The following is a 22,128-nucleotide window of genomic DNA, read 5'->3' as shown; positions in this document are numbered from 1 at the left end:
GGTCAGTGGAATTCGCCCTTGGCGAAGGCTTCCTCGAGTTCTTCGAGGGAGCGTCCGCTGGTGTTGGGCAGCATCTTCCACAGGAATCCGATGCATAGCAGGCCGAGGACGAAGAACACCAGGTACGAGCCGGTGAGGCCGGTGATGCTGAGCATGATCGGGAATCCGTACGTCAGAACGGCGTTGGTCATCCAGAGCATGAGCACGGCCACGCCCATTCCGAATCCGCGCATCCGCAGGGGGAACATCTCGGAGAGGCAGACCCAGACCGGGACGTTGAGCATCATCTGCATCGAGAAGACGAACAGGCCGATGATCGCGAGGATGAGGTAGGCCTTGGCGGTGCCCTCGGGGAGGAGCCAGGCGGCGCACACGATCAGACCGTGGCAGATGGTGGTGGCGACGAACCCACTGATGATCAGCGTGCGACGGGGGACGCGATCGATCAGCACCCACAGGCAGATGATGGAGCCGACCACGCCCAGCACGCCGGGAACGGCGGCGTTGACGATCAGCGCCGTGTTCGGGTCGAATCCCGCGGTGATCAGCAGTTGCTGGCCGTAGTAGAGCACCGAGTTGATGCCGGTGCACTGCTGGGCGATCGCGAGACCGACGGCGGCGATCAGCAGGCGCCGCACCCACGGGACGGCGAGGTCGACAAGTCCTCCTGTCTGCGCTTCCTTTTCCTCCTCGGCGAGGTGCTCGACCTCGGCCATCTCCGCGCGTGCCCGATCTTCGGTGCGTACCTGCTTCAGCACCGTGAGCGCGTCGTCGTGACGGCCCTTCGAAATCAGCCAGCGCGGGGATTCGGGCATCCGCAGCATGCCGAAGAACAGGACGATGGCCGGGATGGCGCAGACGGCCAGCATGTACCGCCACACGCCCTCGTGATCGCCCCACATGTTGGCGATGACCGCGTTGACGACGAACGCGAGCAGCTGCCCGAAGACGATCACCAGTTCGTTGCGTCCGCTGAGCGCGCCGCGGCGTTCGGTCGGCGCCAACTCCGCGAGGTAGACCGGGACGGTGACCGATGCTCCACCGACCGCGAGTCCGAGCACGAACCGCGCCGGCAGCATGACTTCGAGGTTCGGGGCCAGCACGGCGCCGAAGGTGCCGATGAAGAAGACCACGGCGAGGATGGTCAGGGTCTTCTTGCGGCCGATCCGGTCGTTCATCCGTCCGCAGGCCAGGGCGCCGATGGCGGCGCCGACGAGTAGCACTGCGCCGATCAGCCCCTCGGTGAACGACGTGAGACCGAGGTCGTGTTTCATCGGTTCGAGGGCACCGTTGAGGACTCCGGTGTCGTAGCCGAAGAGCAGGCCGCCGAAGGTGGCGACCACTGCGATCAGATCGAGTCGTCGCTGATGCGGCCCCGGTCGCAGCGGCGGCAGCGAGACGCCGCGCGCTGTTGTGTGTGTTATGCCGTGAGACACAGCGGTTCTCCAGTTCTGCCCACAGGGCGATGGTGATGCGGCGCGACAGCGACCCTCGCGCGTGGGTGAGGCGTTCGAATGCCCGGCGGTGCCGGGCGGGGATCAGCGGGCCGGGGCGAAGGCCGACTCGAACGCGTCCAGGGCTGTGTCCGGGTCGCCTGCCGCCCATGCTTCGAGCCCGACGACGCCGGTGTAGCCGATTCGCTTCAGAGCGGCCGCGACACCGGCGTAGTTGATCTCGCCGGTGCCCGGCTCGCAGCGGCCGGGCACGTCCGCGACCTGGATTTCGCCGATGTACGGCAGGGCCTCGGTGACCAGGTCGATCAGGTTCCCCTCGCCGATCTGCGCGTGGTAGAGATCGAGGTTCAACCGGAGATTCGGATGGTCGACCGCCCGGACGAGTGCGAGGGTGTCGGCTGCGGCGGCGAACGGCGTGCCGGGGTGATCGACGGCCAGGTTGAGGTTCTCGAGCACGAACGTGCGGCCTGCGGCGGCGCCGAGTTCGGCCACCTTGCGCAGGGTGGCCGCGGCGGTCAGCCACATCGCGGGGGTGACCACCTGTACCGGTCGAACCGGAAGTCCGCCCTCACCGAGACCGGTTCCGTGCAGGTTCAGCCGCGGGCAGTTCAGACGCTCGGCCACCTCCAGTGATCGCTGCGCGGTGGCCAGCAGCTCCGCGATCCCGTCCGGCTCGGTCAGATTTCCGGTGAGATAGCCGGTCATCGAGGAGAATTCGGCGCTGGATCCGGCGAGGGCGTCGATGTCCTTGGTCGACCAGTCCCAGATCTCCACGAGCAGACCGCGATCGGAAATTCGTTTGACCCGGTCGAGCAGTGGCAGATCGACGTACAGCATCTCGGCGCATGCGGCCAGGCGGATCCCGGTCATGCCGTCACCTCCGCGAGAACGTCGGCGACCTCGACGGGGCCACGGGTCGACGCGCTACGGACCGCGGCGAGGGCGATGCTCAGCGCGGTGCGGGCATCGGTACCGGTCACCGGGGCGGGCGTCCCGGACCGGATCGCCTCGGTGAACGCGACGAACTCCGCGAGGTAGGCGCTGCGCAGCAGGTCGGTGTCGCGGCGGGCGGTGTCGACGCCGATCCCGTCCGGTCCGTAGTACGTCATGTCGGTGGCGCGCGCGTCGCCTGCGGTGACCATGCCGCCGGAGCCGAATACCTCCCCGCGCACGTCGTACCCGTACAGTGCGCTGAAGCTGGCCTCGGCGGTCGCGATCGCCCCGTTGTCGAATTCGACCGTCACGACGGCGGTATCGAGGTGTCCGGCCGCCTTGGCGTCCGGTCGGATCAACGCGTCGGCGAGCGCGGTCACCCGAACCGGGCGTGCACCGGGGTTGAGGAAACACAGCGCATCGAAATCGTGGATCAGGGTCTCCAGGAAGATCGTTCCCGGCGGAATTCGCGCCGGATCGGCCGAGAACGGTCCGGGATCGCGGGTCACCGACCGCAGCAGCTGCGGGGTTCCGACACGGCCGGTATCGATCGCGGCGCGAGCTGCGACCCATCCGGGCGCGAATCGTCGGTTGAATCCGACCTGCAGCACCACACCGGCGTCGTCGGCGGCGGCGATCGCCCGGTCGGCCTCGGCGAGGGTCACGGCCATCGGCTTCTCGACGAACACGTGCTTTCCGGCCGCGGCAGCCGCGACGACGAGCTCGGCATGTGTGCGGGCCGGGGTGGTGATCAGGACCGCGTCGACATCCGTCCGGTCGAGCAGTGCCTGCGCCGAGTGCTCGACCACGGCGACGTCGAGGTCGGCGGCGAGACGGTCCGCGCTCGGTGTGGGATCGGCGACGGCGACGAGCGCGGCACCGGGGACATGGCGGGCGACGAGCTCGGCGTGGTTCGAACCGATGCGGCCCGCTCCCACCAACGCCAGACGCACAGGGGAATTCTTGGACATGTGTTGCTCCGACCTGGAAGTTCATGGACTAGTACGTTCTACTAGTACGTTCTAGTTCGGAATGTTAGGCGGATCACGTCCCAGGGTCAAGACCCCGTCTGGAGCCAACGCGACCGCCCTCGGATGCGAGTCTTACGTATCTTGCCTGCCGAAGAATTCCTCCCAGGATTCCTGGGAAGCCGGTGTGGGCGCGACGGCGGCGTAGCGCCGCTTCAAGTGAGGGAGTTCCCGGTGCAGTCGTCGCTGCAATGTCAATGATTCCCGCATCAGCGCCAGCATCGTGGCCCGGTCACGCTGCCGATAGGTGGAGATCCACCGGAGGCTGCAACGCTCGGGTCTGCGGTTCGGCACCTGCCTGGACGCTGCGTACCTGCATCCGAGTGGAGAAGGAGAGTTCAAGCCGATCCTCGGCGGCCGCATGCACACTCAATTCCCCGAAGATGCCACCAAGCGCCACTACACCTACCGAAACCGCGGGTACCTCATGGCGCAACCGGGGATGCGAAAACTCCTTCCCCAGGAGTGGGCTCGCTTCACCTGGTATTTCCTGATCAGCAGGCGGAGCCTCGCGGGATTCGACGAGTGGCGTCGTCTCCGCAAGCTCGGACGCAAAGAGCGATTTCAGCGGTCTCCTGATCTCGCAGTATGATTCGCGATTTTGCGGGCAAAAGCGATTTCTCTGCAACAGATTTCGATCAACCGTTCCAACATCACTTGTCCGATTCGGGTTCCTCGTCGAGGGCGTATGCGACGGCCTCATCGAATGTGAGCGCCTCGCCTTCTCGGAGGGCGACGGTGAAGGCCTGTGGGTCCAGGATCCGGCGCGTGCTTCGTTCGCAGGCGTCGTGATCGTCGAGCAGGTTCGGGAGGTAGACCGACGAGCTGCCCACCGCACGACTGAGTGCGTCGGCCGCCCCCAGAAGAATCGCGGCACGATGCCCGTCGTCCTGTTCCGCCGCAATCCACGCAAGCGCCTCGAGGCATGCGGTGACTCCGACTTGGTCGACGGCGCTGTGCGCCAATCGAAGTGATTCCTTCAACCGCGCGATTGCGTCGTGGGTCGAGTGCTGCCGCCACAGTGCGAGACCGATCGCCCACAGGGCATATCCTTGCAGCACCGATTCGCCGCGCGTGCGGGTAATCGTGAGGACGTCGTCGAACTTGGAGATCGCATGCGCGGTGTCGCCTTGCCAGGTATAAGCGAGTCCGAGCATCATCAAGGCCTCGACCCGGGCGCTGAGGTCGATTTCTTCGGTGAAGAACCCTGCTGCTCTCTCCAGGTCCTCGCAGGCCTGAGGGAGGTCACCAGTGAACATCGCATGCATTCCCTCGGCGAGGGTGACGTACGAGCTGATCGTCGGGTCGTTCACACGGTCGGTGAGGATGCGGCCCTGCCGTACGAGGTTCTGTGCCGTCGGACGATCCCCCTGCATGTTGGCCAATTGGGTGTTGGCGAACAGAGCCTTGGCGCGCTCGCGGCCGGGTTGACCATCGTGTGCGTTCAGGAGTCGGTCGAACCAGTACCGGCCTTCGCCGAACATCGAGCGCGCGTTCCAGAACTCGAACAGTGCGTTCGCAATTCGCAGGCCGACTTCCGGGCTCGACGACACGCAGAGGTTCAGCGCGGCGCGAAGGTTCGGCTGCTCGCGGTCGAGTCGGGCGATCCAGTCGAGTTGGCGGGCACTGATCCAGTTCGTCTCCGCATCGGCAGCCAGGTCTCGGCACCAGTCGCGATGACGTATCAGCAGTTCGTCGTGGTTTCCGACTTCTTCGGTCTTGAGCCGGCCGTAGCTGCGGATCGTTTCCAGGAGGCGGAACCGTACCACCGGTCCTGATTCCTCACGGATGACGATCGATTTGTCGAGCAACGAGGTCATCACGTCCAGCAGATCCGAGTCGTTCATGTCGTAGCCGCAGACCGTTTCGGCGGCGTCGAGCGTGAAGCTGCCGGCGAACACCGAGAGCCGGGCCCACACGGCCCGCTCCAGCGCGGTGCACAGGTCGTAACTCCAATCGATACACAGGCGTAGCGTCTGCTGGCGGGTCGGCGCCGTTCGTGCGCCGCCGGTCAACAGCGTGTACCGGTCGGTGAGGCGGTCCAGGATCTGGTCGGGCGATAATGCCCGAATCCGTGCTGCCGCCAATTCGATCGGTAGCGGCAGGCCGTCGAGGCGTTGGCAGATCCCGACGATCGCTGCCGTATTGCTTTCGGTGACGGTGAAGTCGGGTACCGCGACCTTGGCGCGCTCGATGAAAAGTGTGATCGCATCGAAGCCGTCGAGATCGCGCACCGAGGTCATCCGCTCGGTGTCGGGGAGGGAGAGCGGTGGTAACCGCAGCACCGCTTCGCCGTCGATGGCCAGGGCCTCACGGCTGGTTGCCAGGATTCGCAGGGAACGGCAGGTCTGCAGAAGGTGTCCGGCCAGCTGGGCGACATCCCTCACTACGTGTTCGCAGTTGTCGAGTACCAGCAGCAGCTCCCGCGGGCGAAGGTAGTCCACGAGCGTGTCCGCGGCCGGCCGAGCAGACTGATCCCGCAACCCCAGTGCGGCGGCCACGATGTCGGACAACAGCGACTGATCTCGCAGTTCACCGAGTTCGACCAGCCACACTCCGTCGCGGTACTCGCGGTGTTCGTGAGCGGCGACGCGTAGGGCCAGCCGGGTCTTTCCGGTCCCACCCATTCCTGTCAGCGTGACCAGACGAAACTTTCGTAACAGATTCCCGGCCGCGGTGAGCTCGCGACGTCGTCCGACGAAACTGGTCAATTCTGCCGGCAGATTCCCGTCCACGACGTCGGCGGAGGGAGCGGCGCGCGGTCCCGACTGGCGTGGTCTCGTGTGCAGGCCAGGTGCAGTGTCCGAGTCCGGATACAAGACCATTTCGGTCGTCGCGAATCCGAGACGTGCCTCGATCTGCTGCAACTCCTCACCGAGTTCGACCGCCGAAGGGCGATCCTGGGGAGCGGCGGACATCGTCCGTTCGATGACCGAGCTGAAGTCGTCGGGGATCCCGTGCTCGCGCGGGTCCGGAATCGGTGCGGTCGTAATGCGCAGGAATTGAGCTACCAATTGCTCACCGCTGCGTCGTTCGAAGGCGGCATGCCCGGTCACCGCCGAGAACAGCGTCGCGCCGAGACCGTAGACGTCGGACACCGGAGTGGGTGCTCGGCCGGCGAGTACCTCGGGAGCGGTGTACGCGGGCGATCCGGTGATGATGCCGGTGGCGGTCTCGAATGCTCCCGAGACGTGGGCGATGCCGAAGTCGGTGAGCGCCGGCTCCCCGTAGTCGGTCAGCAGAATGTTGGTGGGTTTGATGTCGCGGTGCACGATGCCGAACCGATGCGCTGTCGCGAGGGCGCCGGCGAGTTTGATGCCGAGGGTCAACCCTTGCTCCACCGAGAGCGGGCCCCGCCTGCGGATCATCGCGTCCAGCGAATCCTGCCGGTGGTAGGGCATCACGAGGTAAGGATGTCCGCTGCCGGTCGTGCCGGTATGAAGGGCGGTAACGATGTGCGGATGCCCGGTCAACCGGCCCATCGCCCGCTGCTCGCGGAAGAATCGCTGCTCGTTGTCTTCGTCGGAGTGAGCGAGGAGAACCTTCACCGCCACCGTGCGGTCGAGTTCCGACTCCCGGCAGCGGTAGACGACCCCGAACCCGCCGCGTCCGATTTCTTCGGCGTTTTCGAATCCGGCGGCATCCAGCTCCACCGCGAGCGGTACGACCACGTCGCGCTGGGTCTCGAATGGATCGGCGTCCGACATCGGCTACGCCGGCTCACCCGATCCGGGGCGCCGGTCCTGTTGCATCGTGTACCTCACTCACAGTGTCTTCCCGCATCGCCCACCGTTCGTTCCGCGGCCCTCGGTAGTGCGGTGATCCGCACGTTCAGCCTATCGAAATCACGAGGCAGCACCGAGGCGATCTCCACGACCGGGCTCAGTCGTGGCTGATCTTGTTCCAGAGCTGATGAGTGAGCCCGCTCGCGGAGGTGACGGTCTCGACGGTGAAGCGGTCTTCGATGCCGCTCAAACCCTCCCAGAGGGAGACGCCGCGCCCGAGCGTGATCGGCACGACCACCAGGTGCATGAAGTCGATCAGATCTGCTTGCAGAAACTGCCGCACGGTCGAGGGGCCGCCGCCGATTCGGACGTCCTGACCGTCGGCAGCGTCCTGGGCCATGCGCAGCACCTCCTCGGGTGAGGCGTCCACGAAGTGGAAGCTGGTTCCGTTGGGAAAGTCGATGCTGGGGTGTGGGTGGTGGCTCATGACGAATACCGGTGTGTGAAATGGCGGTTCGTCGCCCCACCAGCCCCGCCACCCGTCGTCGGGCCATTCGCCGGTTTGAGGGCCGAACTTGCGACGGCCCATGATCTCCGCGCCGATGCCCTGGCCCCACAGGCTGGTCAGGGCACGGTCCACGGTGACCGGGGCGTCTACCCGGTCGACACCGTGGATGACGCGCCCGTCGAATCCTTCGAAGAGCCGTTCGGCGCCGCCGATGGGGGCATCGAACGTCACGTGGTCACCGGCGGCGTAGCCGTCGAGGGAGATGTTCATGTTGTGGATCCTGGTGCGCGGCATGGCGACTCCTTCAATGATCAGATGTACCGGATGCACATAACCGACCGGCGAAGATGGCCGGACTCATCGGGGAACGTTGAATATTGTGTTCCGTAGTGCGACCCCGCCGTAGGACAATCGGAGTATGAAGCCTCACACCTACACGACCTACAGCATCGGGTGCGGCATCGCCTGGGCCGTCGTGTGGCTGATCATCGGCACCACGCGACCGGAGGCCCGCTCCCGGGTCTTGCTGTTCTTTGCCGGATGGTGGGCGGGGTGGACCTCGGCGACCATCGCCCGATACGTGTACCCGTCACCACACAGAGGCTGCGCGCTACCCCGCGTACTGCACCGCCGGCCCCGCTGACCGCCCCCGACGAGGCCCGGCGATGCAACGCGCTGCAACCCTCGACCTCGTCCCGTGTCCCGGTGTTCTCTGACTGTGAAGCAGACCACTACGGGCAGGAGCTGGTTATGGGCATCGAGGGCAAGGTCGCGCTGATCACCGGGGCGGGTCAGGGCATCGGACGTGCGATCGCGTTGCGGCTGGCGTCGGATGGCGCCGACATCGCGATCGTCGACGTCAACGGCGACAAGGCGGAGGCCGTCGCCGACGAGGTGCGGTCCCGGGGTTCGAAAGCGATCTCGATCGTGGCCGACGTGACGGCGCGCGACCAGGTCCGGGCTGCCGTCGATCAGGCCGACGAGGAATTGGGCTCCTTCGACATCATCGTCAACAACGCCGGTATCGCCCAGGTCAACCCGATTGCCGACGTGACTCCGGACGAGGTGTCGCGCATCCTCGCCGTGAACGTCGAGGGTGTGCTGTGGGGTATCCAGGTGGCCGCGGCGAAGTTCAAGGCACTCGGCCACGGCGGCAAGATCATCAACGCGTCGTCCATCGCCGGTCACGAGGGGTTCGCCATGCTGGGCGTGTACTCGGCGACGAAGTTCGCGGTCCGCGCGCTCACCCAGGCGGCCGCGAAGGAGTTTGCGTCCGACGGCATCACCGTCAATGCCTACTGCCCCGGCGTCGTCGGCACCGACATGTGGGTCACCATCGACGAACGGTTCGCGGAACTCACCGGAGCACCCAGGGGTGCGACCTTCGAGAAGTTCGTCGGCGGCATCGCCCTGGGCCGCGCGCAGACCCCGGACGACGTTGCGGCGTTCGTGTCGTACCTGGCCGGTCCCGACTCCGACTACATGACGGGGCAGGCCGGCCTCATCGACGGTGGCCTCGTGTTCCGGTGAGCGGAGCTGTCGGACCGGGGGTTTCGGGCGCGTCGTGGCTTCGGGTTCACGGCGTCACCCGAAGGCGCAGCGGCAGCGGCTGGTCATCGCCGTGGCCCGCTGGTGGAAGTCGGAGACGGGGTGGCCGTCGAGCATGTCGGCGAGGACCTCGAGCTCGGTGAGCCACCACCCCATGTCATCGATGCCGTCCTGACGGCTACCGCATCGGTGAGTGAAGACCAGTGTCGACCGCGTGGGTCCGTCCTCGATTACTTCCCAGCGCACGAGGCTCGTCTCGTCCTTGTACTCGAGCAGTGCGGGAGGTGCGGCGTGTGAGCAGCGATGTGCTCGACTGCTCCGGCGCCGTAGCTCGAGCACAGCTTGCCAGACGTCTGCCCGTTGGTGCGCCAGGTGTCGTTCCAGGCGCAACTGGTACCGGCCGTTCTCGTCGACGGAGACGACGTCGGTCATCGGCGGATGTCCTCAGGCCCCGACCTTTGGCTCATTGATCTGTGACACCCCCGATTGCGGAAGCGGGGCGTGTCTGATGCGTTCTTGTCGTGTACCCAGGTTCGGGTCACCGTCACCGGTGATCGGGTGGGAATGTGGCGGGCGTGCCGTGACGACAGTGGCGGCGTCCCGCCACGTTGTTGCGTGTGCGCTCGCGCTGTTGGGGTACACCCCCTTCGTGGGGCGAGTTATGTCGAGCGGCCCTGTGTGAAGGTGATCGGTGATGATCAATCTGTACTACCCACTGGCTGTGGCTCTGTACATCATCGTGGCGGTCTGGCAGGGCAACCTCGGGCATTGGTGACCTGCCGAATTGCCGTCCGAATATGCGAGATGCCGGGTGCACCCGCACCCGGATCGAGTGTTGCCGCGTCGGGGTAGTCACCGGAATGCGCCCCACCGAGCAGGATCCCACCACAGACCGCCGTCGGCGCCGAGGTGTATCACATCTACACGACGACGGGGTTGGGCGCTGACAACCAGACGCCAAGTGGTCGTGACCGCCGCGGAGGGGGTTTCCCTCTATTTGCGGTCGTCTTCGGGCTTTCGCGTTGTGTCCTCGAGTAACCGCTCGAGGTAGGTGAGGTCCTGGCGGAGGAGTGCGATCGCTCGGGCGGGTCCTTCGAGGGTGGTGGGTGCGGACTCTTCGTGGGCGACGGCGCGTAGGGCCATTTCGGCGAGTTGTGTGGCGACGGCGTGGTCGGTGTCTTCCTTGCCGGGTTGATGCCACCACGCGATCCAGTTGAGCATGCCGATGATGCCGAGGGCGGCTGTGCGGGGGTCGACCGGCCGCATCTCGCCTGCGCGGATTCCGGCCTCGATGACGTCGACGAATTCCTTCAGGACATGCCGCCGGCTTTCCTGATACGTGCGCGCGATGTCCTCGGGGAGTTCTGCTTCGGAGCGGATGATCAACCGGAACCGATCCGTGCTCTGCGCCTGCAGCATCGCGATCGCGACTGCCATCTCGCGCAGTTTCTCGGTGGGCCCGAGCTCGGTGCGCTCGTTGATGTCGTGCAGCAAGGCCGCGGGAACCTCGGTGCTTTCACTGACCAGGCGGGAGAGCAGCTCGTCCTTGTTGGCCACGTAGTGATAGAGCGCGGGCCGGGTCAGCCCGGTGGCGTCGGCGATGTCCTGCAGGGTGGTGCTCGCGAATCCCCGCTCCGCGAACAGGCGCGTGGCTTGCTCGAGGATCTGCTTCTCCACCAGCTCACGACGCGGGTTGCGGCCCGGGGTGCTGTCTTCGGCGGGCTGCACCGGCGGCCGCGCCGCGGCCTTGCTGCGGGAGCGACGACCCGTCCCAGCCTCCTCAGGTGTCATGCCGGAAGGATAACGGGCGCGCGGAACCGCTCGTGCATTCATGCCGGTGCCCTGGTCCCGGAAATGGCGGGTTCGGGGGTCGCCGGCTCGGTGAAGTGCGCCAGGTGCGCGCGTGCGCTCGCCAACCCGGCGGCGACGTCGGTGCGGTAGGCGGCCGGGGATTCGACGACGACGACCGCGGATGTTCGCTGCCGGAGGCGTTCGGCCAGGTCGAGGCGATTCAGGACGGCGGCGCGGTCACCCGGCCCGGTGAGCCAGAGGACCGCCGCCTGCGGCGGGTTGTCGACGATTCCGTCGGCCTCGTCGTCCCAGGCGGAGGCGAGGTCGAGGTCGAGGAGTGCGGTGGCGGGTGCCCGTCGCAGGTCGGCCGGTGCGTTCCGGTCGGGGAACTGTGCGTCGCCGTGAACGAGCGGTTGGGTGAGTATCCATTCGGTGATGTCGGTCGGCGGCACCGCCGGGGCAGGCTCGTTCGCGTAGTGCGCCAGACCCTGGCAGACGACCGACGGCGCGGATTCGGAGAATCGGTCGAGTCCGACCTTCCCTGCCCGTGTCATGTAGGCGATCATCAGTTGGTCGACGGGGAGGTCCATCCGCTGAGGGAAGGACTCCCACCAGAGTTCGCTGCGGTGGGCGATTTCCTGGAGATGGTCGACGGCGGGGCGACGCACGCGCTCGTACGCCGCGAGGGCGTGCTCGAGGTTCGACGCGGCGGTGACGGCGTGATCGAGGGCGATGGCGTCTTCCATCGCGAGTTTGGTGCCCGAGCCGATGGAGTAGTGCGCGGTGTGGGCAGCGTCGCCGAGGAGTGCGATGTTGCCGGTGTGCCAGCGTCGGCAGCTGATGGTCCGAAAACGCATCCACCGGGTGCGGTTTCCGATGAGCCGGTGGTGTTGCAGGGTGTCGGCGAACGCGTCCTGCAGGTAGCGCAGCGAGGTATCGTCGCTGTCCTGTGGTGTGGTCCGATCGGTGGAGACGTCGAATCCCGCTCGACGCCAGGTCTCTTCGTCGGTTTCGATGAGGAAGGTGCTGCGGTCTGCGGCATAGGGGTAGGCGTGGGCGATGAAGGTGCCGTGCTCGGTGGTGACCGGGGTGAAGACGGCGCTGGGGAGCGCGAAGTCGGTTCCGCACCAGAGGTAGAGACCGGCGCCGGTGTCGATCCGGGGTTCGAAGTGATCGGCGAACGCGGTGCGGGTGGCGCTGTTGATGCCGTCGGCCGCGACGACGAGATCGGCGTCCAGTGCGGAGGGGTCGACCCGTTCGCCGAAGCGCAAGACAACGCCGGCGTTCTCGGCTTGTCGTTGCAGCACCGCGAGCAGGGTGGTGCGTGCGATCGCGAGCAGGTCGCCGTGGGCCAGACGCGCGACCTGGTCGCCGACCTGCATCGACATCTCGTGCGGGTGGGCGGCCGCGACGATCGCTTCCAGCGACGCGGCATCGGCGTCGCGGAGGTTGCGCTGGGTGCGGGAGGCGAGCCCGACGCCGAAACCGAAGGTCGTGTCCGGCGAGCTCTGTTCGTAGACGGTGACTTCGGCGGCGGGGTGGCTTCGCTTGAGCAGTCTGGCGGCGTAGAGGCCGCCGGGTCCGCCGCCGATCACGGCGACTCGGTCGAGGTTCATGGAAACTCCAGTCTTCTGACGTATGAGTGGAGGGCGATTCCGGGACGCACCTCGTGGAGATGCGCCCCGAAATCGTTCCTTCACATGCTGTTTCGCGGTGCCGCGCTACACGGGGACGTGGGGCGCGTCGGCTTCGGCGTGTACCTTCGCCGCGACGTCGTCCCGCAAGCGCTTCTTGTCGACCTTGTTCACGTTGGTGCGCGGCAACGCGGTCACCCATTCGAGCCGTTCCGGCCACTTGAATTTGGCGACCCCGAGCGCCGCGAGATGGTCCTGAATCTCGTTCAGCGACAGAGCATCACCGTTGTCGGAGACGAGGTACGCGCACGTCTTCTCGCCGAGCCGGGGATCGGGCATGGCGACGACCGCGGCGTTGACGATGCGCGGGTGCTCGAGCAGGAGTAGTTCGAGTTCCTCGGCGTTGATCTTCTCGCCGCCCCGGTTGATGAGGTCCTTGATACGACCCTCGATCGACAGATAGCGGACACCGTCGATCACGGTGACGGCGGCGAGGTCGCCGGTCCGGTAGAAGCCGTCGGTGGTGAAGGCGGACACGTTGTGGTCGGGGGCGTCGAAATAGCCGGGGATCGTGTAGGGGCCGCGGCAGCACAGTTCTCCGACGGCGCCGTCGGGAAGTTCCGATTCGGTGCCGGGATCGAGAATGCGGATCTCGTCGTCGGCGGCGAGCGGGGTGCCCACGGTGGCCAGCCGCGCCCGCGCCGGGGCGTCGAGGGCGGTGACCGTGAACAGTCCCTCGGACATGCCGAACAGCTGTCCGGCCCAGTGCCCGGCCCCGTCGTCGACCCGGGCGAACAGCTCGGGTGGAACCTTCGCACCGGACAGGACGACGCGTGTGAGCCCGGACAGGGCCTTGTCGAAGTCCGGCGTCAGGACCGCTCGGTAGTGGCCGTGGCCGATGAGGACCTCGGTTGCCGTGGCCTGTTCCATCAGAGCGAACGCAGAGGGTGCGTCCGCCGTGGCCAGTACCAGGCACGCGCCGACGGAATGCGCCGCGTGCAACCCGCAGGAAATTCCGGCGTTGTGGATGATCGGAATCAGGTGCGCGACCCGGCTGTCCTGATCCCACCCGAGCCGTTGCGCGTACAACAGACCGTTGTTCCAGTACTCGGCGTGGATGCGCGGAATGACCTTGGGAACACCGGTAGTGCCGCCCGACAGCTGGAAGGCGACGACGTCGAGCGGATCGGTCTGGGCCGCGATCTCCTCGACCGTCGCACGTGCCCGAGCGGGGTCGATATCGCGTCCGAGTTCCTCCAGTGCGACGACGCCCGGTCGGGCGTCGCCGCGGTCGCCCACGCTGAGGATGTGCCGCACGGTCGGACTGCCGGCCGCGTGTTCGCGGGCGAACTCGATCAGATCGAAGGTGGGCAGGCCCGCCTCGACGATGTGTGCGACGGCACCGACTTTGCGGCTGACGTGCCCGATCTCGTGCATCCGGTGTGCTGCCAGGGTCGCGACGGGGACGAGCCCGGCTTTGATGCACCCGTACCACGCGAGGACCGTTTCGAGCCGGTTCGTCAGCTGGAACAGGACGGGATCGAGTCGGCGCAGTCCGAGCCGGTACAGGCCGGCGGCGATCAGGTCGGTGCGGCGATCGAGTTCGGCGAATGTCACCGAGCCGTCTGCGGTGATCACGGCGGTCCGGTCCGGGAACCGGAGTGCGATCTGGTGCAGTCGCTCCCCGGTGGGTGCGCTGCTCCACGCCCCGCTCTCGCGGTAGCGGCGGGCCCGGTCCTCGGGGAAGGTGACCAGGCGTCCGTCCCAGTCCGAGAATGTCACCGCTGCTCTCCTTCGCTCAGATTCATCGTAAGTTGCGTGGACATCACTGCTCTGCGATCGCCGGAAGCAGCCGGGCCATGTCCAGGGCGTGATCGGGGTGATCGGCGGGGACGATGCCCGAGTACACGGCCGTCCAGCAGCCCGGGCAGCACAACTGGCGGAAGACGACCGGTGTGTCGACGTACTCCGACGGGTCGGAAGTCACCTGCGGACCGGCGGCCGACGACGGGCCCTCGAAGCGCGCGAGGTCGAGCGAGGAACTGTTCTTCTCGTCGCCGAGCAGACGCCCGCACTGCGCGCAGGCGATCATCCGGGTGTCTCCGACGGTGACCTCGGCGAGGTTGTCGTCGAGCCGGCGGGCACCGGTCAGGTCGAATACGGGGGCATCGGGCTGGTCCCCGCCGGAACGGGCACGGCGGTCGTCGCGCATCTCCTCCCGTCGCCGTGACGTCTGATTCTCGTCGACCTCACCGTCGACGAGGACGACACCGTAGACGGACTCGGCACCGGATTCGGTGACCTTGCCTTCGCGGAGATCGGTGGCGACCGCCGCCGGGTCGCGCAGCAGCGGGTCGCCGTATCCGCCGCCGCCCTGCCAGTGCATGTACAGCACCTCGCCGGGAGCGACGTAACTCTCGGCGTAGCAGGCCCCGAATTCGCGGGCGCCGCCGAGATCGTCCAGGGCGCCGGGAATGCGGCCGGCCGCGAACTGTTCCCGGATGTCGGTGCCCCGGGCGAGGATCTCCACTCCCGTGTTGCCGGGGTAGCCACCGGCGAGACCGTTGTTCTGGGCGACGGCCTTGCCCGCCGACGCCAGCACCAGGCCCATCGGCAGGCTGGTGCCGTACGGGGTGATGGCGATGGACGCGCTCACACCGCCGCGCTGTCGTCCCGGTCCGCCGGAGTCCGGCTCCTCCCGTCGCCACAACGTGAGCAGCGGATAGAGGAATTCGGTCATCTCGGTGTCCGGGATGCGACCCATCGGGATGCAGAACAGGCCACCGGTGTCCATGCCGTCCGTGGTCGGGCGGGCACCGTAGCCGCCGGCCATCGGCTCCATCATGATGTTGAGGAACGGCACCGACTGTTCGGGGCGCTCGTCGAGACCGGCGATCACGGCGGTGTCCCATGTGCCGCAGCACGCGGCCTGCACGCTCTTGCCCAGATCGACCGAACGGTCCAGCATCTGGGAAAGGCATTCCGCGATCAGGGTGCCGGTCAGCCAGGCCGGCCCGATGGGACCGCGGCTGACCGCCGCGGGGAAGGTGGCGTTGTTGATCGTGCCTTCCTCGGACACGAGGTCGAAGCAGCGCATCAATCCGCCGGCCGACCAGGGAATGTCCCCGGCGAGGATCGGCAGCAGAGCGAGCATGACCCCGCCGCGCATGCCGGCATAGGTGCAGTTGATGACACCGGTCTGCGGGTCGGTGCCGGTGAAGTCGAACGTCAGGTGATCGGCGGTCTTGGTCATGGCCACCGTGATCTTGTGGATGCCGCGGTCACCGACCTGCGCCTGGTCCTGGTAACCGGTGGCCTTCCAGGTGCCGTCCGGCAGCGACATGAGCTTGCCTCGCAGGCGGCTTTCCGCGTCGGCCATCATCCGCTTCATCACGGCCTTGACGGTGTCCGCGCCGTACTGCTCGATCACCGCCAGCAGGCGGTTGCGGCCGACGGTGTTGGCGCCGATCTTCGCGCGCAGGTCGAGGCCGACGAGCATCGGCACTCGGGAGCGCCGCACCCAGGCGTCGGCGACGTCGCGCTGGAGTTCGTAGTCGCGGACCACCTTGATCGGGGGCGTCGGTAGCGATTCGGAGAAGACGTCCTCGGCCGCGGGGTCGAAGGAGCCGAGACCGGACCCACCGAGGTCGGGTTCGTGGCAGATTGCGCTGGTCCAGCCGAACAGCTTGCCGTCGTGAAAGATCGGCTGGTAGACGATCACATCGCTCTGGTGCAGTCCGCCCCCGACCCAGGGGTCGTTGCACAGGAACATGTCGCCTTCGGTGATGCCCGGGTTGGTGGCGCGGTGCTGCAGGGTCCAGTAGATCGCGAGGTCGACGGCGCCGACGAGCATGGTGTTGTACAGGCCGACCTGCACCTCCTGACCGATCTCGTCGCTGATCGCGAAGTCGAAGTCGTTGGCGTCGGTGACGATGGGGGAGCCGGACATTCTCTTGAGCGCCTCGCCCATCTCGTCGGTGACCGACCACAGCCGGTGCCGGATCACCTCGTACGTGAGGGGGTCGAGGCTGTCGATCTGCTCCTGCGTCACGGTGTGGACCGGAAGGGACGGCGGAAGCGATCGGGACAGAGCGTCGGGGTCGACGGGTCGGCTCGAGAAGATTTCAGAGCCGGGGATCTGCATGGTCATCTTCGGTGCTCCTACTGGGCGACGATGGTGAGGTTGCCGAGGCGGTCGACGGTGCCGGTGGTCCCGTGCGGGACGACCACGGTGGTGGTGGGCACTTCGACGATCGCCGGTCCCGGCAGGACGTGACCGGCCGCGAGCCGGCTGTAGTCGTAGACGTCGGTGTCGACGAAGCCGAGCCGACCGTCGAGGCAGACCTTGCGGGTGCCGATCCGGGCGTGGGCGGAATCGCTGGAGTCGGCGGACTTCAGCTCCGGCAGAGTCGGCGAGAACGGCAGGATGCCGGTGGCGCGGACGCGGTACGTGATTGCCTGGATGCCTGCCTCGCGGAAACCGCTGTCCTCTCCGTAGAGCTCGGCATAGCGCTGCTCGAACACGTCGGATGCGCGTGCGATCCCCGCGGCGTCGAGGCCTCCCGTCGGTACCGGTGTCGCCACCTCCGCGAGCTGCATCGTGTACCGCATGTCGATTTCGCGTTCGACCTCGACCTCGGTGAACGACAGACCCTGCCGGTTGAGTTGCTCGAGCACCTGGGTCTCGAGCTGAGCGAAGTTCCGTTCGGCGCGGGTGGGGTCGAGCGGCATGGCGGCCGGGTCGGAGAGTTCGGCCGCGAGGACGATATTCGACGAGGCCAGACCGTACGCGGAGAACGCGGACGCGACCTGGCCGAGCGGGACGATGACCTCGCGGACCCCGACCTCGGCGGCGTAGGCGGCGCAGTGCGCCGGACCGGATCCGCCGAAGGCGTAGAGGACGAAGTCCCGCGGGTCGTGCCCGGCCTCGACGACGGTCTTGCGCAGCAGGTCGCCTGTCTGGGCGTTCTGCACCGCGTAAATCGCTGCGGCCGCCTCCTCGATCGACAGCCCCAACGGTGCGGCGATCCGGCTGCGGATCGCCTCACGGGCAAGTTCCTTGTCCAACGGCTTGCGGCCACCGAGCAGCCCGCGCTCGGGCAGGATTCCGAGGACGAGGTTGGCGTCGGCGTTGGTGGGTTCGGTGCCGCCCTGCCCGTAGCAGGCGGGGCCCGGGACGGCCTGGGCGCTGTGCGGTCCGATCTGCAGGTTTCCGCCCGCATCCACCCAGGCGATGGCACCGCCGCCGGAGCCGATGGCATGCACCTCGAGGGTGGGGACGTTGATCGGATGGTGGTTGATGATGGTGCTCGAGGCGCGGACGGGCTCGCCGTCGACGACGAGTCCGACGAGGAAGGTGGTGCCACCGACGTCGGTGGCGATGATGTTGCGGTGACCGAGCTGGCGACCGAGGGACACCGCCCCGACCACACCGCCGGTCAACACCGATCCGACCGTGCTGATCGCGTTCTTCGGGGCCTCGGCAGCGGCGACGGCGCCGCCGTTGCTCTGCATCACCAGCAGCGGTCCGGCGAGGTGACGCTCGCGTAGCTTCGACTCCAGGTTTCCGAGGTAGTCCCGGAGCCCGGGGCCGATCTGAGTGCTCATGATGGTGGTCGCGTTGCGGGCAAATTCCCGGATGCGGGGGCTCACCTCGCTCGACAGCGACACGAACATCGACGGGTCGATCTCGTGCACCAGTTCGCGGATCCGTTGCTCGTGGACCGGGTTGCGGAACGACCACAGCAGCGAGACCGCGATACCGGCCACGCCCTCGGCCAGGAGCGCGCGGATGGACTCGCGGGCCGAGGCCTCGTCCAGCGACACCACGATGTTGCCGTCACGGTCGAGTCGCTCGGTCACCTCCAGCGCATGCTTCTTCGGGACCAGGCCGTGGGATTTGCTCTGTCCCATCACATTCTGCAACTGCTCCGGTGAGCTGCCGAGATACCGGCCCTCGACGTTCATGATGTAGATGGAGTCGCGGTGCCCCTTGGTGGTGAGGAACCCGACCGGGGGCACGTTGCCCATCACCAGCGCATTGAGTGAGGACGTCGTGCCGTGCGCGATGTGGTGGGTATCGGCGAGCATCTCCTCGACCGGACATCCCAGCTGCTCGGCGAGCGTCTCGAGGACGTCGAGGACGCCCTGCGAGTAGTCCGGCGGAGTCGAGGGCGCCTTCGCGGCTAGAACAGTGCCGGCATTGTCATCCAATACCGCATCTGTGAACGTGCCACCGACGTCCACTCCGATCACATATGCCATTGCCGCTGTGCTCCTTCGATACGAGGGGATGAACCGGCGGTGCGAGGTGATCCTCCAACACCGACTTACGTCAATGTCGAGTATTCGACGTACCCGAAGACATGTCAAGAGCCGGGGGTGAATGCCGTCACGATTTCCCCGGCGAGCGGCAGGTCTTGACTATTCATCACGTACGTCGAATACTCGTCGTAGGCGTAAATACGGTCTGAGGCGGGGCGAGAGGCCCCGCACCTCCCGCACCTCCCGGATATTCCTCACATCAGAAGGGCCACACACCATGGGCATTCACCGCATCGGACTCGTCGTCCCGAGTTCGAACGTGACGGTCGAGACCGAAATGCCGGCGCTCCTCGGCCGGCATCCGGACGCGCAGTTCTCGTTCCATTCCAGCCGGATGCGGATGCAAGCGGTCTCCCCGGAACAACTGCGCGCGATGAACGCCCAGCGCGAACGGTGCATCCTCGAACTCGGGGACGCCGGCGTCGACGCCGTTCTCTACGCCTGCCTGGTGGCGCTCATGTCGGCCGGTCCGGGCGAGCATCAGCGGGTGGAGGGCCTGGTCGCCGAGCAACTGGCCACCGGCGGATCCGCGGCAGCGGTCCGGTCGAGTGCAGGCGCGCTGATCGAGGCCCTGCAGGCGCTGGGTGCCGGGCGCATCGCCCTCGTCACCCCGTACATGCGCCCCCTGGCGGAGCAGGTCGTGGCCTACATCGAGGCCGAAGGAATCCAGGTCACCGACTGGCGCGCACTCGAGGTTGCCGACAACGCCGAGGTCGGATGCATTCCAGGGGAACGGGTGATGGACGCCGCCCGGTCGCTCGACCTCACCGGTGCCGACGCGCTCGTCATCTCCGCGTGCGTGCAGATGCCCTCCCTACCCCTCGTGCAGGCCGCCGAGGACGAATTCGGACTGCCGGTGCTCTCCGCCGCAACCGCCGGCGCCTACAGCCTGCTGCGTGCGCTCGACCTCGGCGTCGACATCCCCGCCGCGGGCAGCCTGCTGCGTGCCGACGCCCCGGTCCCCACCCACCCGTAACCGACCCACCACTGGGAGTTCCCCATGTCAGACCTGCAGCACATGGTCAAAGGTGTCGATCACGTCGCCTACCCGACCTTCGATCCGGCCGCCACGGTGAAGTTCTACCGCGACGTCCTCGGCTTCCCCGTCGTGCATTCGATCTGCGCGGCCGGCTGGGGGCCCGAGAAGCACCCGGACTTCATCCACTTCTTCTTCGACGTCGGCAACGACGACCGGCTGGCCTTCTTCTACTACTTCGGTCTCGAACCGTTCGACGGTGGGCCGCAGGGTGACTCGTACTCACGGTTCGCCGAGGACGTACCGATCTTCTTCATCCGGTCCCGGCACCTCGCCATTCACGTCGACAGCGAAGACCATCTGATGGAATACCGCAGACGCCTCGACGGCAGCCGGTGGCCGGTGGAGATGCAGATCCAGCACGAGACCATCGAATCGATCTACACCCACGACCCCAACGGGTACATGATCGAGATCACCCGGGCGCTGCGCCCGGTCACTCCGCAGGAGGACCTCGACGCCAACCTGACCATCGACGCCCTCGTCGACGTCGTCACGGGCCCCGATCCGAGCATGGCGGCTCTGCTGAACCGCAAGGCGGAGTTGATCGTCGAGCGCGCCGAGCAGTGGCAACACACGCAGGACCGGAAAGAGATGGTGGGCAACCGATGACCACGCTGTTCGTCCTCGACGTCCCGGAGAACACCGCGGTCGCCGCGGTGGCGGGGCAGGACCCGGCGGTGATGATCGACCGCGTCGGGCCGTACTTCCGGATTCGGTCCGAAGATTCGATCGTGATCGACCGCCGCGCCACCGGCTGCCGCCACGCAGTGTGGTACAGCAGTGTCGCGGGCCTGCACCGGTCCCGAATCGTCCAGTGGGACAAGGACGCGATGCGAATCGAAGCGCGATGAGCGAGCACACCGAGCGACTCGGCGCCGGCCGCTACATCGACGCCGCGCAGGCACCGCGCGACACTGTCACGACGGTGCACGAACTCGCCACCGCCGACGGGGCGAAGGTCACGGGCGTACTTCGAGTGGTCCCCGGTGCGCGGACGGTGGTCGCGCTGATGCATCCACGCCAGGACCTGACCCACCACGTGCTGGTGCCCGAACTGCTCGCCCGCGGATACGCGGTGTGGACGCAGGGCACCCGTTCGGTCAACAACGACCTCACCCTGGTTCACGAGCAGGCACTGCTCGACGCCGCCGCGGGGCAGGTGTTGTTGCGGCAGAAGGGTTTCGACCACGTCGTCACGCTGGGTCACTCGGGCGGGGGCGCCCTGTTCACGTTCTACCACGAGCAGGCCGGACTACCGCCCGCTCAGCGGTTGACGCAGACCCCCGCGGGCAGGCCCATCGATCTGGCGGCTGCGGAGATGCCGCTACCCGACGGCGCCGTGTTCATGGCCCCGCACCCCGGTCAGGGCGCGTTGTTGCTGCGGCTGATCGACCCGTCCGTCGTCGACGAGTCCGACCCGCTCGCGGCCGATCCGGGTCTCGATCCGTTCGACCCCGCCAACGGATTCGACGAACCACCGCACAGTTCGTCGTATGCTCCGGCGTTCGTCACCCGCTATCGGGCTGCGCAGCACGACCGCATCGCCCGACTCGACGAGATTGCCCGCCGGCGAGTCGACGAGGCCGCCGCCGCCCGGCGCCGATACAAGAGCACCGCGGATCCGGCCGACCGCCGCACCGCGCTCGCACCGCGCGTGCTGACCATCTATCGCACCGACGCGGACCTGCGGTTCACCGACCTGTCGCTGAGCCCGAACGACCGCCCCTACGGATCGCTGTTCGGCCGTCGGCCGGACCTCACCAACTATGGACTGGTCGGCTTCGGCCGGCTCACCACCCCGGACGCCTGGCTGTCGACCTGGTCGGGACTGAGCAGCAACGCCGACTTCGTCCGCTGTGCCCCCACCGTCACCGCACCCACCCTGTTCGTCGAACTCACCGGCGACCAGGCGTGCTTCCCGGAGGACGCCAAGACCATGGTCGACGCCCTCGGATCGACGGACAAGACCCATGTCCGCGTCGCCGGCACCCACTTCGGCGGTCCGATCGCCGACGGTGCCCCCACCGGCGCAAGCCTCGCCGCCGCCGACATCGGCGCCTGGCTCGCCGACCGCTTCTCCTGACCCCTTTCATCCACCCCGCACCGACTCGGACGGCCGAAATCGCCGTCGAGTCTCGGTGCCC

General features: G+C 67.1%; 18 protein-coding genes and 1 pseudogene. 7 read left to right on the top strand and 12 right to left on the bottom strand.

Going from position 1 to position 22,128, the window contains the following annotated elements:
* Positions 1-2: 2 nt before the first annotated feature.
* The 4 genes from ACFTWF_RS39600 to ACFTWF_RS39585 form a co-directional block, all read right to left on the bottom strand.
* Positions 3-1,436: a sugar porter family MFS transporter gene (locus tag ACFTWF_RS39600; RefSeq protein ID WP_378466537.1), complete on the bottom strand. Its 1,434-nt coding sequence runs from the start codon at positions 1,434-1,436 to the stop codon at positions 3-5.
* 102 nt (positions 1,437-1,538) lie between these two features.
* Positions 1,539-2,324 carry a TIM barrel protein gene (locus ACFTWF_RS39595; RefSeq protein ID WP_378466536.1) on the bottom strand — a complete coding sequence of 262 codons (786 nt, stop codon included), beginning with the start codon at positions 2,322-2,324 and terminating at the stop codon, positions 1,539-1,541.
* Positions 2,321-3,358: a Gfo/Idh/MocA family oxidoreductase gene (locus tag ACFTWF_RS39590; protein ID WP_378466535.1), complete on the bottom strand. Its 1,038-nt coding sequence runs from the start codon at positions 3,356-3,358 to the stop codon at positions 2,321-2,323. Before ACFTWF_RS39590 ends, ACFTWF_RS39595 begins: the two co-directional genes overlap by 4 nt.
* Positions 3,359-3,490: 132 nt before the next feature.
* The gene (locus ACFTWF_RS39585) at positions 3,491-3,625 is read right to left on the bottom strand and encodes a hypothetical protein (RefSeq protein ID WP_378466534.1); all 135 of its coding nucleotides are present in this window, start codon (positions 3,623-3,625) and stop codon (positions 3,491-3,493) included.
* Positions 3,626-3,662: 37 nt separating this feature from the next.
* Here ACFTWF_RS39585 and ACFTWF_RS39580 point away from each other — a divergent pair.
* A pseudogene (locus tag ACFTWF_RS39580) lies at positions 3,663-4,007 on the top strand (galactofuranosyl transferase); the annotation flags it as partial.
* Between the two features lie 61 nt (positions 4,008-4,068).
* Here the strand turns inward: ACFTWF_RS39580 and ACFTWF_RS39575 are convergent.
* Together ACFTWF_RS39575 and ACFTWF_RS39570 are read right to left on the bottom strand one after the other, a co-directional pair.
* Positions 4,069-7,122 (bottom strand): protein kinase, encoded by a 3,054-nt coding sequence (locus ACFTWF_RS39575; RefSeq protein ID WP_378466533.1) that lies wholly within the window; start codon positions 7,120-7,122, stop codon positions 4,069-4,071.
* A 175-nt stretch (positions 7,123-7,297) separates the two neighbouring features.
* Positions 7,298-7,942 (bottom strand): dihydrofolate reductase family protein, encoded by a 645-nt coding sequence (locus tag ACFTWF_RS39570; protein WP_378466532.1) that lies wholly within the window; start codon positions 7,940-7,942, stop codon positions 7,298-7,300.
* 124 nt (positions 7,943-8,066) lie between these two features.
* Here ACFTWF_RS39570 and ACFTWF_RS39565 point away from each other — a divergent pair, with 124 nt between their 5' ends.
* Complete coding sequence (locus ACFTWF_RS39565; RefSeq protein WP_378466531.1) at positions 8,067-8,291, top strand: hypothetical protein; 225 nt, start codon at positions 8,067-8,069, stop codon at positions 8,289-8,291.
* A gap of 107 nt (positions 8,292-8,398) precedes the next feature.
* Positions 8,399-9,178, top strand: coding sequence for an acetoin reductase (locus ACFTWF_RS39560; protein ID WP_378466530.1), 780 nt, complete (start codon positions 8,399-8,401; stop codon positions 9,176-9,178).
* A gap of 54 nt (positions 9,179-9,232) precedes the next feature.
* Here the strand turns inward: ACFTWF_RS39560 and ACFTWF_RS39555 are convergent, their stop codons facing one another.
* The 6 genes from ACFTWF_RS39555 to ACFTWF_RS39530 form a co-directional block, all read right to left on the bottom strand.
* Positions 9,233-9,628, bottom strand: coding sequence for a hypothetical protein (locus tag ACFTWF_RS39555; RefSeq protein ID WP_378466529.1), 396 nt, complete (start codon positions 9,626-9,628; stop codon positions 9,233-9,235).
* Positions 9,629-10,189: 561 nt separating this feature from the next.
* Positions 10,190-10,987, bottom strand: a complete 798-nt coding sequence (locus tag ACFTWF_RS39550) for a TetR/AcrR family transcriptional regulator (RefSeq protein ID WP_378466528.1) — start codon at positions 10,985-10,987, stop codon at positions 10,190-10,192.
* A gap of 38 nt (positions 10,988-11,025) precedes the next feature.
* On the bottom strand, positions 11,026-12,603 hold the full coding sequence (locus ACFTWF_RS39545; protein WP_378466527.1) for an FAD-dependent monooxygenase: 1,578 nt from the start codon (positions 12,601-12,603) through the stop codon (positions 11,026-11,028).
* A gap of 105 nt (positions 12,604-12,708) precedes the next feature.
* Entirely contained in the window at positions 12,709-14,403 is a 1,695-nt protein-coding gene (locus tag ACFTWF_RS39540) for a (2,3-dihydroxybenzoyl)adenylate synthase (protein ID WP_378466526.1), read from the bottom strand.
* A 43-nt stretch (positions 14,404-14,446) separates the two neighbouring features.
* Entirely contained in the window at positions 14,447-16,771 is a 2,325-nt protein-coding gene (locus ACFTWF_RS39535; RefSeq protein WP_378466525.1) for a hydantoinase B/oxoprolinase family protein, read from the bottom strand.
* 11 nt (positions 16,772-16,782) lie between these two features.
* Entirely contained in the window at positions 16,783-18,885 is a 2,103-nt protein-coding gene (locus ACFTWF_RS39530; protein ID WP_378466524.1) for a hydantoinase/oxoprolinase family protein, read from the bottom strand.
* A gap of 277 nt (positions 18,886-19,162) precedes the next feature.
* On the opposite strand from ACFTWF_RS39530, the gene ACFTWF_RS39525 reads away from it, so the two are divergent.
* Genes ACFTWF_RS39525 through ACFTWF_RS39510 form a run of 4 tightly spaced genes read left to right on the top strand, consistent with a single transcriptional unit; the run spans position 19,163 to position 22,067 of the window.
* Entirely contained in the window at positions 19,163-19,921 is a 759-nt protein-coding gene (locus ACFTWF_RS39525) for a maleate cis-trans isomerase (protein WP_378466523.1), read from the top strand.
* Positions 19,922-19,945: 24 nt separating this feature from the next.
* Positions 19,946-20,593, top strand: coding sequence for a VOC family protein (locus ACFTWF_RS39520; RefSeq protein WP_378466522.1), 648 nt, complete (start codon positions 19,946-19,948; stop codon positions 20,591-20,593).
* A complete protein-coding gene (locus tag ACFTWF_RS39515) occupies positions 20,590-20,835 on the top strand; it encodes a hypothetical protein (protein WP_378466521.1) in 246 nt (81 codons plus the stop codon). Before ACFTWF_RS39520 ends, ACFTWF_RS39515 begins: the two co-directional genes overlap by 4 nt.
* Complete coding sequence (locus ACFTWF_RS39510) at positions 20,832-22,067, top strand: alpha/beta hydrolase (RefSeq protein ID WP_378466520.1); 1,236 nt, start codon at positions 20,832-20,834, stop codon at positions 22,065-22,067. The genes ACFTWF_RS39515 and ACFTWF_RS39510 overlap by 4 nt, the downstream gene beginning before the upstream one ends.
* The last annotated feature ends 61 nt before the right edge of the window (positions 22,068-22,128 follow it).

It is taken from the genome of Rhodococcus sp. NPDC056960 (genome assembly GCF_042674125.1).
GTDB lineage: Bacteria > Actinomycetota > Actinomycetes > Mycobacteriales > Mycobacteriaceae > Rhodococcus_F.
This window is presented reverse-complemented; position numbering and strand designations above follow the sequence as displayed.